General features: G+C 36.0%; 15 protein-coding genes. 4 read left to right on the forward strand and 11 right to left on the reverse strand.

Annotated elements, in window-relative coordinates:
• Window positions 1–283 precede the first annotated feature (283 nt).
• From ACN0U3_RS00730 to ACN0U3_RS00740, 3 genes are read right to left on the reverse strand one after another with little or no spacing between them, the layout of a single operon-like run.
• Window positions 284–1,030: an outer membrane beta-barrel protein gene (locus tag ACN0U3_RS00730; protein ID WP_417264762.1), complete on the reverse strand. Its 747-nt coding sequence runs from the start codon at window positions 1,028–1,030 to the stop codon at window positions 284–286.
• Window positions 1,027–2,061, reverse strand: a complete 1,035-nt coding sequence (gene galE / locus ACN0U3_RS00735) for a UDP-glucose 4-epimerase GalE (RefSeq protein ID WP_417264763.1) — start codon at window positions 2,059–2,061, stop codon at window positions 1,027–1,029. Before galE ends, ACN0U3_RS00730 begins: the two co-directional genes overlap by 4 nt.
• A gap of 42 nt (window positions 2,062–2,103) precedes the next feature.
• Window positions 2,104–2,466 carry a hypothetical protein gene (locus tag ACN0U3_RS00740; protein ID WP_299203012.1) on the reverse strand — a complete coding sequence of 121 codons (363 nt, stop codon included), beginning with the start codon at window positions 2,464–2,466 and terminating at the stop codon, window positions 2,104–2,106.
• Window positions 2,467–2,543: 77 nt separating this feature from the next.
• Here ACN0U3_RS00740 and ACN0U3_RS00745 point away from each other — a divergent pair, with 77 nt between their 5' ends.
• Window positions 2,544–2,747 (forward strand): hypothetical protein, encoded by a 204-nt coding sequence (locus tag ACN0U3_RS00745; protein ID WP_417264764.1) that lies wholly within the window; start codon window positions 2,544–2,546, stop codon window positions 2,745–2,747.
• On the opposite strand, the gene ACN0U3_RS00750 is transcribed toward ACN0U3_RS00745, so the two are convergent.
• Window positions 2,725–3,615, reverse strand: a complete 891-nt coding sequence (locus ACN0U3_RS00750) for a hypothetical protein (protein WP_417264765.1) — start codon at window positions 3,613–3,615, stop codon at window positions 2,725–2,727. The two genes, ACN0U3_RS00745 and ACN0U3_RS00750, sit on opposite strands and share 23 nt — an antisense overlap.
• A gap of 94 nt (window positions 3,616–3,709) precedes the next feature.
• Here ACN0U3_RS00750 and ACN0U3_RS00755 point away from each other — a divergent pair, with 94 nt between their 5' ends.
• The gene (locus tag ACN0U3_RS00755) at window positions 3,710–4,150 is read left to right on the forward strand and encodes a nucleoside deaminase (protein ID WP_299203003.1); all 441 of its coding nucleotides are present in this window, start codon (window positions 3,710–3,712) and stop codon (window positions 4,148–4,150) included.
• A gap of 95 nt (window positions 4,151–4,245) precedes the next feature.
• Here ACN0U3_RS00755 and ACN0U3_RS00760 read toward each other — a convergent pair whose 3' ends face one another.
• Genes ACN0U3_RS00760 through ACN0U3_RS00770 form a run of 3 tightly spaced genes read right to left on the reverse strand, consistent with a single transcriptional unit; the run spans window position 4,246 to window position 6,754 of the window.
• Window positions 4,246–5,151 carry a hypothetical protein gene (locus ACN0U3_RS00760; RefSeq protein WP_417264766.1) on the reverse strand — a complete coding sequence of 302 codons (906 nt, stop codon included), beginning with the start codon at window positions 5,149–5,151 and terminating at the stop codon, window positions 4,246–4,248.
• Window positions 5,148–6,491, reverse strand: a complete 1,344-nt coding sequence (locus tag ACN0U3_RS00765; protein WP_417264767.1) for an FAD-dependent oxidoreductase — start codon at window positions 6,489–6,491, stop codon at window positions 5,148–5,150. The genes ACN0U3_RS00760 and ACN0U3_RS00765 overlap by 4 nt, the downstream gene beginning before the upstream one ends.
• A gap of 53 nt (window positions 6,492–6,544) precedes the next feature.
• Entirely contained in the window at window positions 6,545–6,754 is a 210-nt protein-coding gene (locus ACN0U3_RS00770; protein ID WP_299202994.1) for a hypothetical protein, read from the reverse strand.
• 126 nt (window positions 6,755–6,880) lie between these two features.
• Here ACN0U3_RS00770 and ACN0U3_RS00775 point away from each other — a divergent pair, with 126 nt between their 5' ends.
• On the forward strand, window positions 6,881–7,738 hold the full coding sequence (locus tag ACN0U3_RS00775) for an ion transporter (protein ID WP_417264768.1): 858 nt from the start codon (window positions 6,881–6,883) through the stop codon (window positions 7,736–7,738).
• Between the two features lie 20 nt (window positions 7,739–7,758).
• On the opposite strand, the gene ACN0U3_RS00780 is transcribed toward ACN0U3_RS00775, so the two are convergent.
• Window positions 7,759–8,712, reverse strand: coding sequence for a hypothetical protein (locus ACN0U3_RS00780; RefSeq protein ID WP_417264769.1), 954 nt, complete (start codon window positions 8,710–8,712; stop codon window positions 7,759–7,761).
• A gap of 113 nt (window positions 8,713–8,825) precedes the next feature.
• Between ACN0U3_RS00780 and ACN0U3_RS00785 the strand changes: the two genes are divergently transcribed.
• Window positions 8,826–9,017, forward strand: coding sequence for a hypothetical protein (locus ACN0U3_RS00785; protein ID WP_299202986.1), 192 nt, complete (start codon window positions 8,826–8,828; stop codon window positions 9,015–9,017).
• 54 nt (window positions 9,018–9,071) lie between these two features.
• Here ACN0U3_RS00785 and ACN0U3_RS00790 read toward each other — a convergent pair whose 3' ends face one another.
• The 3 genes from ACN0U3_RS00790 to ACN0U3_RS00800 all read right to left on the reverse strand — a co-directional run bounded on the left by ACN0U3_RS00790 (window position 9,072) and on the right by ACN0U3_RS00800 (window position 12,653).
• A complete protein-coding gene (locus ACN0U3_RS00790) occupies window positions 9,072–10,070 on the reverse strand; it encodes a glycosyltransferase family 9 protein (RefSeq protein WP_417264770.1) in 999 nt (332 codons plus the stop codon).
• Window positions 10,057–10,818: a glycosyltransferase family 2 protein gene (locus ACN0U3_RS00795; protein ID WP_417264771.1), complete on the reverse strand. Its 762-nt coding sequence runs from the start codon at window positions 10,816–10,818 to the stop codon at window positions 10,057–10,059. Before ACN0U3_RS00795 ends, ACN0U3_RS00790 begins: the two co-directional genes overlap by 14 nt.
• A 131-nt stretch (window positions 10,819–10,949) precedes the next feature.
• Window positions 10,950–12,653, reverse strand: a complete 1,704-nt coding sequence (locus ACN0U3_RS00800; RefSeq protein ID WP_299202976.1) for an ABC transporter substrate-binding protein — start codon at window positions 12,651–12,653, stop codon at window positions 10,950–10,952.
• Window positions 12,654–12,923: the final 270 nt, after the last annotated feature.

Consider the following 12,923-nt stretch of genomic DNA (forward strand, 5'->3'; position numbering starts at 1 on the left):
GAGTATTAGCAATCAGGCCTCTTGAAGTAAATTAAGATTTTATGAGCGTAACTTTTTCGTGTTGCTTCCAATCATATTAAACATGGCGAGGATCAGTTTATGAATGTTTTTTTGGCACCTATTCCGTCTACAGCTACTAGTTTGTTTATGCTTTTACGCAAACAATTTCTTTTTAATAGGCTTCTAAGGTCGCCTTTAAAAAGCTTTGTTTACAAATTAAAATCATTTCACAAAGCTATCCGCTTTCGCCGGGGTGATAACGATTCCGCTCCGAATACAAGTATTAAAACAAGGAAAGTGTAACTCCCATCGATATAGGAGTGAGGTCTGCACTACCTTCTCCAGTAAAGAGAGGCGAGAAATAATACGCCCCAAAAATGGCCCAATTACGAATTCCAATTCTCACAGTTGCACCGTAACGTAAGGGATTTGAATCAGGGAAATTATAGTGCTTTGTTGCATAATTTTTTCCTTCAATTCGATACACTTCTTTGGTGAAGGCATTTAAACGGTAACCTATTTTACCACCGATCATAAACTTGAAATGTTGATGTCCTTTCGTACGAAACCTAAACTCTAAAGGCACCTCGATATAGTTAGCGCCAAACTTTGATTTAGCAGGTTCAAATCCTATTGGATAATCTGCAATAGTTGTTGCATTATTTACCAAATCTCGCGTAAACTGCAGGTTAGACCTGTTGCTAAAATGACTAAACCCTATTCCCCACCCAAAACTCACTGTATTGGCTTGAGTAAGCACCACATCAAACATTAAAGAAGTGTTGAAGCCTATAGATTGCCATGGACTTGAAAAGTAATCCCTGTCGCCATAGAAATCATTGTAAACAATGTCCACCATCAAACGATCGTATTTACGTAGTTTTCCTTCATCATATTGCGTTAGTCCACTATAAAACCAAGCAACACCTGGGCGAAAACGTGAATACAAACCTTCATCTTCAGCCTCATATTGTCCGAATAAGACCACCGAATACAAGGTAGCAATCAACACTAAAATTAAGTTTTTCATTCTTTGCTTCTTTTTTCTCTTATGTATTGTTCAAAACTCCAGGCAGTAGCAATTGCATCTTCAATCGTTTTTTTGGACTTCCAATTTAGTTTCTGATTGACCTTATCCGTATTGGCAAAAATTTCTTTGATATCTCCCTCTCTTCGCGGACCAATTGTATAAGGAAGTTGTTTTCCAGTAATATTTTCAAAAGCTTTTATCATTTCTAAAACACTGGTTCCCTTCCCTGTCCCAACGTTGTAAACTACAGGATTATCTTTACTGTCGTCGAGGCTTTCAAGTGCTGCAACGTGAGCTTCTGCCAAATCAACAACATGAATATAATCACGAATACATGTTCCATCTGGAGTATCATAATCATCTCCAAATACAGTTAATTCTTTTCTAATTCCAGCTGCAGTTTGTGTAATAAAAGGCAATAAATTATTGGGTTTCCCATCTGGCTCCTCTCCTATTAACCCGCTTTCGTGGGCACCAACAGGATTAAAGTAGCGCAACAATGTAGCTTTAACAGAAGGACAGCTAGGAATAAACTGTTCTATCATTTCTTCACAGACCTTTTTAGTATAACCGTAGGGTGAGTTATACGAAACTGGACTCTCTTCATTCACAGGGATAATTTCAGGATCTCCATAAACTGTGCAACTAGAAGAAAATACAAACTTCTCAATATTATACTCTTGAGTCAGCTCTAAAATACTGATTAAACTCCCAAAGTTATTGTCAAAGTACTTCAATGGTTTTTCAACGGACTCACCTACCGCTTTATCGGCAGCAAAATGAATAACTCCAAAGGCAGGGAACTGTTCTAGAACACCTCTTAACCTAGGCTGGTCTTGACAAGCAATATTAAAATAAATAATTTCTTGTTTGGTGATTGTTTGTAAACGTTGAATTACGTCTTTATTCGAGTTTCTAAAATCATCTATAATAACAGGCGTAAATCCTTTTTCTATTAGTGCAACAACAGTGTGTGAACCAATATATCCAGCTCCGCCTGTAACTAAAATATACTTCTTATCAGTTTCCATATCCCAAAAATAGGGATTTGAATTGAATTTTAGACTCTCTTATTAAGCAACTTCATCCAACTCAACGATGTGTACTTGATTGTCAAAAGCAGTTTTAAACCCAACTTCATAAATCATAGTATAACGTTCACCAGAAGGTGCATTAAATAAATGCGTATGATATCTAGGGTTGAAGCCATGTGCTTCTAAAATATTTAAAGGAATTGCAGAACTACGATAAACTTTAAATAGGTCTTTTAAAATAGTTCTGTTTTTATTCAACACTTTATTAATGTTAAAAACGGCATGATTTGCATTTCTATACTCTTCATTATGGTATTGGTTTTTACAAGATACAGTACAGAATTTTTTGTTTCTACGACCTTCAAATTCTTCCTTACAGTTAGGGCATGTTTTCAGTTTCATAATATATAGACTTAGTGTTTCTCTATCAAATACGTTACATTTGGAAAAAGGTTACCAAAAAAACGATTATAAACGTTATGAAAGCGTCCAAGTTCGATTTCAAAAAGCACCAGAACTACCATAAAAGCTGGAAGATGCTGCTTAGATTCATCATTTATGGGACAGTTATATTCTTGTTGCTTTATTTTACATTTTTCAAAGAAAAAGCGCCATCTGAGAACTCAAATGACGCTGATATTGAAGTTTTTGAAGTCGAAATTACTCCACCACAATCGGAATAAGTCCTCGTAATCCCATATCAACAACTGTATCTCCATCTAAGGGTTCAAAAATGTTGTTGTCCGCTGCATCAGTCCATTCGAAACTTTTATTTACACTAAACGAAAGGTCGATAATAATGTCTTCTGTTTCGTTTCCTGTAACGGTAAAAGGGGTTTGAAATTGACCTGTAACCAAACAACTTCCTGGAGGAATGGGTGAAGAAGCATGAAGCGGATTAGGAACTGTTGTTCCTGGTGCTTGACCTTCAATCACAGTTGCAGGATAAACCGTTCCTATAGCTGGTGTTTCCCAAGCCCAATAGCCTTGAGATTTATTCGCATTTACAGCAACTGTTTTTGTCTTTACCGTATGCGAAGAAATGTAGGTGTTGAATCCAACAAAAGAGGCAATTGTACCTGTTAAATCATATCCGTTAGCCCTAAAATCAACATCGTAATTTTGATAAGTAATCGAAACGCGGGCGTAATTATAATCTCCAGGTGTAATTTGGCTCAATGGTTTTGAGTAAATAACCTCCCCGTTTCCAACTTTTTTCAATTGGTCAAAATCAACAGCTGTACTTCCTCCTGCTGTAGTTTCAATCCCATGATAAACCACATCCCCTTCACCAATTTGAGTAAATGCATTTGGAGCAAGTTCAATATAGTGAGCAGAAATACTTTTAAAATTAGGGGTTTGAGCACCATGTCCAGAGGGTACTGTTGCAGGCTGTCCAAAAGCATCAACACGTTCCTGGTTGGCGTCCATTTTCATACGGAAAATTAATTTTGGTCCAGTGTCTTCTGTTGGTTCTGGTTCGGGATGATCTTTATTACAAGCAAAGGCTCCTCCAATGATGAGGGCGAAAATAAAATGTTTATAGTTCATAGTAAATGTTTTAGCGTTTATGTTTAAACGTTATAAAAATACAATTATTTTTGAGCAAGTGAGGAAATGTCTAAATTGAACTAAAACGGACGCAATGATACAACCATTTGATGACGAATATTTTATGCGTAAAGCACTTGAGGAAGCACAAAAAGCATATGCATTAGACGAAGTGCCCATTGGTGCGGTAATCGTGGCTAACAACACCATAATTGCCAAAGGACATAATCTTACAGAACAGTTAAATGATGTAACGGCTCATGCAGAAATGCAAAGCATAACAGCTGCTGCAGAAAATCTAGGAGGAAAATATTTAAAGAAATGTACCCTTTATGTAACAATGGAACCTTGTGTAATGTGTGCAGGTGCACTCAATTGGTCACAAATCAGCAAGGTAGTATTTGGAGCCAAGGATGAAAGAAGAGGTGCTTTGCGCTATGAAGGCGTTTTTCATCCTACCACTGAAGTTGTAGGGGGAATTTTAGCTGAGGAATGTGGGGCATTGGTGAAGGATTTTTTTAAGAGTAAACGGTAGTTTTTTCATCGTGTGAAAAATAATAAAAACTGATTTACCAACCCATTTCAATTAAAAACCAAGATTATAATTAAAACAATGAATAGGGCAGTATTCTACCTATTATTATACTCCCTCGCTCTTTCTCTATCTTTTTCGTTTGTCTCTACAGGTGGACAACGATTCGGGTCTTTTTTGAATAACCAAACAAATTTCAGTCTTAACATTACAGGATAATATTGGCTTGAAAACCAGTGAATAGCTGGAGTACCACCATTCCACTCATAAATTCCTAGTACAGGAAGTTCTACACTGGGTACAAAGAAAAACCCTTTATCGGTTTTTGGTTTAATTCCTAATCCTAGTGAATAATGAAGCTGTCCCATTATATCGCCTTGAAACTTTTGTTCTACTGGAGGGTGAAAACCATCATGGACCATGTTTCCGGGCATTATTGCGTAATCTAAATTTAATCCTAAGCCATTGTCTAAAAACAAGTGTGGATTGATTTGAAAAACGTTGTGTGCACTGAACCTTCCATAAAGATAACCATTATAGAATTTCCCTTCGCTTGTATAAGAACCTATCAAAGTATCTCGACTGTCATATACTCCAGATTCAAAGATTTCTCTACCACCGAACAACTTAAATCCTACTCCCCAGTCGTAATAATGAACTAGTTTTCGGGGTTTTTTCGTAATATGGACCATTCCAATTTCTCCGAAAATTCCTATTCTACCTTTAGCTTCTCGTGAATAACGAATAAGTGTATCGGCAAAAGGATTCGAAGAACCAATTCTGTGTTGCTGTTCTTCAGGACCTATTTTCGTAAAAGTATAGGTTGGGCCAAAAGACAATTGAATACCGTGCCTAAGGTAATCACCTGTAACCCAGCGATAGATAGGCTTGTGCAATCTTTGATTTCCATAAAATTGTTTTTTCTTCTTCTTTGGACTGTATTGTCCATACACAGAAGTTGTAATTAAAACAGTAAAAAGAAGAAGTAATTTTAAGGCTTTCATGCTAACAAAGTTAATATTTTATCAATCACTTTAGGGTCGTCCCAGTTTTGGTGAATCTGCTCCATTTTCATCACCTCATCCATAATCTTTCGTTGTTTATTCCCAGCCGCCAAAGCTTCAGAATAAGGAATATGGCTGAAGGTAACTTGTGAGTATAACGGCATCCACTTATTTGGGTACATATCGCTAAACTTTCGCTCAATTTTCTTTCTTAGAAGGAAATCTTCATCTCCTGCTAAATCACGCATTTCAATATAATTATACAAAGCTAAATCTGCAATTGCATTTCCATCATCAACACGTTTTTCACTAAATAAATCAAACAGTGATCCGTCTTCCAAATTATATTTATCTAAGAGGTCAAAGAAAATTGTACAGTCTTCCATCCCTGCGTTCAATCCTTGTCCGTAAAAAGGAACAACAGCATGAGAAGCATCTCCAAGCAATAATACTTTATTGTCAAAGTTCCATGGATTACAACGGATGGTCACCAATGTAGAGGTTGGATTTTCAAAAAAGTCTTTTGTCAATGTAGGCATATTGGCCAGGGCATCCGGGAATGTCTTTTCAAAAAATGCAACGACCTTTTCTTCAGTATCCAAACTTTCGAAAGAAGTTTCTCCTTTCATTGGGAAGAAAAGTGTTACCGTAAAGCTACCGTCTAAATTCGGCAAAGCAATCAACATAAATTCGCCACGTGGCCATATATGTAAACAGTTTTTATCAAAACAATGTGTTCCATCCGGATTGGCAGGAAAGCTTAACTCTTTGTATCCATGCGGTAGGTATTCTTGTGCATAATTAAACAAAGGTGTTTTTTGTAATGCACCACGTACCGCAGAGAATGCTCCGTCTGTTCCAAAAATGTGATCGTAAGTATATTTTTCTAACTTTCCAGTTGTAGTATCTGTAAAATGGATTTCGTTATTGGTCAAATCAACATCTTCACAAGCGTGGTTGAATCGGTAATGAATATTTTCATAATCATCTGCTAAATTCATGAGCTTTTGATTGAGTTGTCCACGAGAAACGGAATAGATGGCCTCATCCTCTTTCCCATAAGGTTGGTAAGTTAAGTTGCCCTCAACATCGTGCATTTTTCGTCCATACATAGGAATAGCAATAGCTTTGATTTCATCAGCAAAACCCGCCAATTCCAATGCTTTGAATCCGCGATTTGAAAGCGCTAAATTAATGGAACGTCCGCCAATTGCTTTTGCCTTTCTAAGGTCTGGTCGACGTTCAAAAACATCAACATTCACCCCTTTTTTTGCCAGTAAAACAGCCAGTAAACTTCCTACTAAACCTGCTCCAACAACTGCTACTTTTTTTTCTTCCATCTTATCGTGTCTAACAATTTAACCCTAACTAAATGCCTAAACCCTTTGGGTTGCTATTTCTTCCAGTTTCTAGAGAATGTATTTTCAAAATAAGTACTTGGTTTTCGTTTAGCCTTTTTCTTTTTGTGAAAAACAACCATCATTCTCCACAACACCAAACCAAGAATCAAAACAGCAAACACCTGAACAATGAGTTCCATATATTCGGCTTCATTATTGAGTTGACCTGAAAACCTACGCTGTATAAAATCTTGAACATTCATCCTTCAAAAATACAAATTATTGAAGAATTTTTGATGTTTTATCCAATTGCTTGAATTTGATTTGTTAATTTCCATTAATGAGTATCACTTAAAAAACTGTACTTTTATATTTTCAGTGAAGAAACTATGAAGAAACGCATCGATAAATCGTTGGCCTTTAGAGAAAAGGAATTTAAATTAAGGCCTTGGCAACTGAAAGTTCAGGAGATAATTTATGGTACCTACACCAAAGCGGGTAAAAGGTTTGACATTTTACTCTTAATCCTCATTCTCCTATCCATTGTTGTAGTAATGTTGGAAAGTGTTTCATACTTAAACCTTAAGTACCGACTTACTTTTATCGGAATTGAATGGGTTATTACTGTACTTTTTACCATAGAATATATCCTGCGTATCATCAGTCTCAGGAAACCCCTCTCTTATGTTTTCTCATTTATGGGAATTGTGGATTTGTTGTCAATCCTACCCTCTTATTTGAGTTTGCTTGTCGACGGAACCGAATCATTAATGCTTTTACGTTCCATCCGATTCCTCAGAATATTTAGGATTTTAAGATTAAGTCGCTACATGTTAGGAGCAGACATTTTAGGCGACGCACTTAAGAACAGTCGTCATAAGATCATTGTTTTTTTAATCTCCATGTTGACAATAGTGATTATTCTAGGAGGAATGATGTATGTAATTGAACCTGCAGAAGCTGGATTTACTAGTATCCCGAGAAGTGTGTATTGGGCCATTATTACCATCACTACAGTTGGATATGGTGACATAACCCCAGTTACGCCACTTGGACAAGCATTAGCCTCATTCATCATGCTTTTTGGTTATGCAATTATTGCAGTTCCTACAGGAATAGTTTCTTCGGAGTTTACTGCTCTTCGATATGAAGGAATAAAATCTTTCGAATGTGATAACTGTGGTGCTACCGACCATGAAAAGTCTTCCAATTTCTGTAAAAACTGTGGCTACGAATTTAAGGATTAAGTAAAATTCGCTAACTCCACTTAATAAAAGAACTTAACAATATTCAAGAGGATTAAAGCGTAAAATAATGAGTAGGGCAACCATTTATGCTTTACATTCAGATAAGCATAAGGCAATATGAATGGAAGTATCGCAGCACCAATTGTAAAATAAAAGTAGGACTTCGTAAAAATCAGAATCAAGATACTGAGACTCGCCGAAAACACCAATGCAAATAGGGTCACTGAAATTATTCTTTTATAACGGATTGAACTCTTTAGTCGCCGTTCCAAAATCTTTTTATTGGCCAATAATGCCAAGATGATAATTACTATATGCGGAATGACAATAAATAAGCCTCCAAACCTTGAGAAATTCAAAGTTGAATCAAAAAGGAAGAAATGATAATAGAATTCCTGATCCACTAAAAACACCCATAAAAAAGGAAAAGCCAGGGCGACCAAAGGGAGGAGGTACTCTCTAAAAACAAAAGGCCGCATAATAAATACACCTAGCCAAATTAGCAATATAAATGTGACATAAATAGGCAAAAACGTTGCTGCTGCTCCTAAAAATAACCCGCTTAAAAAAGTATTGTTTCTCGCGTCATCATTTTGACGGATACTGAGGAGTTGATAAAAAGACAGAATAAAAAAGAAGTGTGCTATAAGGTCTTCTCCAAAACGCAAGCTGATAGGGAACAGAAACACCATCAATACGTACATAATGCTAGGCAGATATACAAATCGATCATAGAATTCAAGTGTATTGAACACAAAGTTCAGCAAAATTGCATTCACACAAATAAAAACGAAAGCCAATGACTTCGAAAGAAAGGGGTTAATTTGTTTAAAATCTAAATTCCACAAGTTTTCTTGTCCAACCGCCAACATGTTAAATTCAGGAAAGTAAAAGTCCATCAGCATATGCAACAACACAAACACGGGTATGAGCACAAGTATAATAGACTGATTATTGGCGAAGTACTTAATCATGCATGAAAATGATTTTATTTGTTTTACAAATGTAGGATTTCAATGAGATAAATATAGAGTTTTTAGCTATTCAATTGGAAAAATATTATATTTGTGCACTAATAATTATTGTTATGACTTATACAGAATTAGTTGAAGCGACAGGTGATGGTCTATTATGGACTACAGAAATATTGTTTGAAAACGTTGGAAATATTTTCAACTACGCAGTTATCGTTCTAGGATTCGTAGGATTATTTATTTGGATGCGTTTACAAGCAAAATACAATCAAGAAGCAGCTAACGATCCGAACCAGATCAAGTAATAAAAGCTTTTTTTATATTCTTATTTATCACCCTTCTTTCATTAGAGGGGTTTTCTATTTTATCCACTTTATCACCTCATCAACAGTAATGTTGTAAATATCTTCGAGTTGAGGATTTACCGTATTGTTCATTGTTAAAGCACGACTATTCTCTCCTAAAGGAGCCCATCTTCCTGGATGCATTGGTCGTAAATCTGTATATAAACCAATCGCTTTTATACCTAAAACTGCTGCAATATGTAAAGGTCCTGTACTGCATGCTACTAAAGCATCACATTTAGAAATAAAAGTAATGAGTTCCCCCAAACTGCTTTTACCAGAAATATCGATAATGTTTGAATCTGATGGGAGCGCACCTCGAAACTGTTGTCCTTCTTTTTCTGTACCTGAAAAATACACTGTATAATCCATTTTTACCAAAAGATTCGCTAATTCAACATAGTTTTCTAAAGGCCATTCTACAGCAGAACCTTGAGATTTTGTATGCAATATCACTTTCTTTCGTTTGCTGCTTAAAACATCCTTTAAGTAAGGACTCAGTTCAGACTGCGGTTGAAAACCTTTCAGTAAAGCAATCAAATCCTTCAATTCAGGTAAGGTTTTAAGATTGAAGCTTCTCAACAATTCAAAATTTAACTGTGCCTCATGCAAATCAGATTTCTTGCGTGTAAAGTTTGGCCGAATATTACAGGTGAGTAAATGAAATAAACGATGTGATGTTCCAACACGGAAAGGAATCTTAGCTGCTTTGGCCAATTTTGCTAAATGTTTATTCGGAAAAACATGAATGAATGCAAATACCTGTAACTTTTCGAGTAATGATTTCTGTTCTTCAAAACTATGGTCTTTCCAAGTATCGATGCATACAACTTCATCAATAAAAGGATAGCAACGTAAAATTTCAAGAGTGTAAGATTGACTAAAAAATACGATACGAACAGCAGGAAACTCTTTTTTCAACCATGCACACATGGGCAAGGTTAAGATCACATCGCCAATACTGTCTGTTCTGCTAATTACAACAGTCTTATTCGACAAATCAATTGTTTTCATTCTGCAGTCTAATTAATTCTTTGTACTTATAAATATTGGAAAGTGCTGATATCCTCGCGATATGGAATCCTGCTGAACCATCTAGAAAGCCTGCTTTGATCAAATACATGGCAACAAATCTACCCAAAGCACTAATGTATGGCTTTAAAGGACCTACTCTTTTACCCTTTTTATACATTTTTACAGCAGTAAGTTCAGAATACTTATCTGCACGTGCTCTATGTTCTTTTTGTGAATAGTAGGAATAATGCAAAAGGTGTCCTTTCAATTGTTTGGGCGTCGGGTTGTTCTTAATGACCAACTCTTCGTGTACATATTCACCTTCCCAAAGGCTCTCTGATTTTGGAAAAATACGTGTTTTAACATCTGGATACCAGCCTGAGTGTTTGATCCATTTCCCGCAATAATTGGTCAACCTATTTACTGCGTACACTCCTTTAAAGCCTACTTGTTTTTGAAGCATGATTTCCTTTTGTAAAACTGCATCAGGAGCTTCATCTGCATCTACCGAGAAAATATACTCATGCGTTGCGAGTTGATTCAAGTAGTTTTTTGCATTGGAATAGCCTTTCCACTCCCTCTGTTCTATCCGAACTCCTTTGGCTTTACAAATTTCAACTGTTTTATCTGTTGAGAATGAATCCAGAACGATGATTTCATCAGATATCGGCAACAATGCATCTATACAACGCGCTATATTTCGCTCCTCATTGTAAGTAATAATTGTTGATGTTAAGGGATGCTTCATTTGTATTATTATAGCTTCAAAGATAATACTATTGAATAGATATTCGCCTGATAAAAAGAAAAGCCGCACCTTTAAAGATGCGGCTTAAATTTTTTCTCAAATTGCAAGCTGAGAGGTTTGTTTATTGGTTATTAATTAATTTCTTTTATAAATATACGAGAAAAATCTAATTGTTCAACCTCATTGGTCACAAATTTTCTCACTTTCAGGTTGACCATTGTCACAAAGTCATCTGTAACCAACGGCATAACCGCTGCATCATTTATGATTATCTGATCACATTGAGCAAATAAATCCATTCGTTTTTCATCATCTGTTTCCGCCAAAGCTTTTTCAAACATGGCATCAAACTCTGGATTTTTATATTTGAATGGGTTAATTGTTGAACTATTTTCCCCAATGTTTCCACTGTAAAATAGGTTTAAGAAGTTTTCTGGATCTGGGTAATCTGCAACCCAACCTGCACGCCAGAAAATAGCAGTACCGTCTAGTATTAATTTTTCTCTATCCTCATAAGTAACCAATTCAATTTTAACATTTACTCCAAGATTTTCTTTAAGTGAACTTGCAACCGCTTTGGCTAATTTGTGTCCACCAGACTCTTCTAGAGCATTCACATATAAACTTAAAGTTGGAAAGCCTTTTCCATTTGGGTAACCTGCTGAAGCCATTAGTGCTTGCGCTTTTTCAACATCATAAGTATGACCCTTAACGTCTAACGATGGGTACCCTTTCATGCGTGGCACAAAACCATTGGTTGCTGGCCAACCTTCACCTTCTAACCAATTATCAATAATTGATTTACGATCAACAGCCATATTAAAAGCTTGACGGACTTCCTTCTTAGAAAACTCTTCACTTCCATGAGCAAAACCATAATAAGTAATACTCATGCTGGATTTAGAATCCACAATATGCTTAACGTTTTCACCAGCTTGAGCTTCGTGAAGTGTTCCTAATACATTCTCCACTTCCTCAACAGGAATATCCAATACTAAATCGATTTTTTCAGCTCTAAAGGACAACAACTCATCTGCTTTGTCCTTGCTGTAGGTCATTATCACTTTATCAAGGAAAGGCAATGGGTTTCCAAAGTCATCTTTGTCCCAGAAAGTGTTATTTCTTTTCAATACAATTTTTTCTTCTTCGAAAGCCTCTAATACAAAAGCTCCTGTTCCTACTGGATGAGTCCTTATGTCTTTACCGTATTTTTCAAAAGCCTCTTTTGGAAAAACACTAAGTCCAACATGGGTCAAGACTTTCTTAAATCCTGAGAATGGCGATTTTAATTCAATCTCTAAAGTATGTTCATCTACAACCCTAATTCCTTCTACATGGTCAACCTCACCTTTGTAGTAAAGGTCTGCACCTTTTACTTTGTCTTTCAATAAATAAGAGATTTGATTTAACTCATGACTAGAACAAGCAAATTCTAATACATATTTAAAATCTAAGGCCGTTACTTTCCTTCCCTTTCCATCCTCAAAACACGCATCATCCTGAAAGTAAACATCATCTCTTAACTTAAAAGTAAAAAGAGTTGAATTTTCATTCACTTTGGTTTCTGTGGCAATTGATGGAACCAAGTCTGTGCTTCCCGGATCAATTTTCAATAAACCTTGAAAGATTTGGGAAACCACTCGATTGGAGTAGATATCATTTACTTCTAAAGGGAAGAGACTTTTTACTTTTTCACTTGACATAAAGCGAAATTCTCCTCCATATCTCACCCCTCCTTTGGCGCTAATTACGCCCTCAGCATCGGTTGCCGGATTGGTTTCACAGCTAAATAAAAACGGGATTAGTAGTAGGAGTATGATGAATTTATTAAACATTGTGTTTCGTTTTTAAAGTAATAGTTGCCCAAATATAAAAAATAAGGTAGACAATCACTTTGAAATTGAATAATATTTTAGTCACAAATTGACTTTATATATATGCGGTCGAAAAACATTATAGAGTCCATGAATAACGATTCGTAACGAATCCGTTTTGGTTTCAACTAAAACTTGGCCTTACCTCGGGTGCTAGATTGCTCATACCGAAGGAATAGGCAGAAAGCCTTAACAATGAAAAATCATTTTCTTGCTTGTGCTTATAAAAAA

This window comes from Brumimicrobium sp., assembly GCF_048268645.1.
In the GTDB taxonomy this organism is placed as follows: Bacteria; Bacteroidota; Bacteroidia; order Flavobacteriales_D; family Crocinitomicaceae; genus Brumimicrobium; species Brumimicrobium ulvae.

What these genes read in the sequence shown, in the direction of transcription:
- ACN0U3_RS00795 (WP_417264771.1), bottom strand. Translation starts at nt 10,818, where the DNA reads ATGAAGCATCCCTTAACATCAACAATTATTACTTACAATGAGGAGCGA.
- ACN0U3_RS00765 (WP_417264767.1), bottom strand. Translation starts at nt 6,491, where the DNA reads ATGGAAGAAAAAAAAGTAGCAGTTGTTGGAGCAGGTTTAGTAGGAAGT.
- ACN0U3_RS00740 (WP_299203012.1), bottom strand. Translation starts at nt 2,466, where the DNA reads ATGAAACTGAAAACATGCCCTAACTGTAAGGAAGAATTTGAAGGTCGT.
- ACN0U3_RS00780 (WP_417264769.1), bottom strand. Translation starts at nt 8,712, where the DNA reads ATGATTAAGTACTTCGCCAATAATCAGTCTATTATACTTGTGCTCATA.
- ACN0U3_RS00800 (WP_299202976.1), bottom strand. Translation starts at nt 12,653, where the DNA reads ATGTTTAATAAATTCATCATACTCCTACTACTAATCCCGTTTTTATTT.
- ACN0U3_RS00745 (WP_417264764.1), top strand. Translation starts at nt 2,544, where the DNA reads ATGAAAGCGTCCAAGTTCGATTTCAAAAAGCACCAGAACTACCATAAA.
- ACN0U3_RS00770 (WP_299202994.1), bottom strand. Translation starts at nt 6,754, where the DNA reads ATGAATGTTCAAGATTTTATACAGCGTAGGTTTTCAGGTCAACTCAAT.
- ACN0U3_RS00750 (WP_417264765.1), bottom strand. Translation starts at nt 3,615, where the DNA reads ATGAACTATAAACATTTTATTTTCGCCCTCATCATTGGAGGAGCCTTT.
- ACN0U3_RS00785 (WP_299202986.1), top strand. Translation starts at nt 8,826, where the DNA reads ATGACTTATACAGAATTAGTTGAAGCGACAGGTGATGGTCTATTATGG.
- ACN0U3_RS00775 (WP_417264768.1), top strand. Translation starts at nt 6,881, where the DNA reads ATGAAGAAACGCATCGATAAATCGTTGGCCTTTAGAGAAAAGGAATTT.
- ACN0U3_RS00730 (WP_417264762.1), bottom strand. Translation starts at nt 1,030, where the DNA reads ATGAAAAACTTAATTTTAGTGTTGATTGCTACCTTGTATTCGGTGGTC.
- galE (WP_417264763.1), bottom strand. Translation starts at nt 2,061, where the DNA reads ATGGAAACTGATAAGAAGTATATTTTAGTTACAGGCGGAGCTGGATAT.
- ACN0U3_RS00760 (WP_417264766.1), bottom strand. Translation starts at nt 5,151, where the DNA reads ATGAAAGCCTTAAAATTACTTCTTCTTTTTACTGTTTTAATTACAACT.
- ACN0U3_RS00790 (WP_417264770.1), bottom strand. Translation starts at nt 10,070, where the DNA reads ATGAAAACAATTGATTTGTCGAATAAGACTGTTGTAATTAGCAGAACA.
- ACN0U3_RS00755 (WP_299203003.1), top strand. Translation starts at nt 3,710, where the DNA reads ATGATACAACCATTTGATGACGAATATTTTATGCGTAAAGCACTTGAG.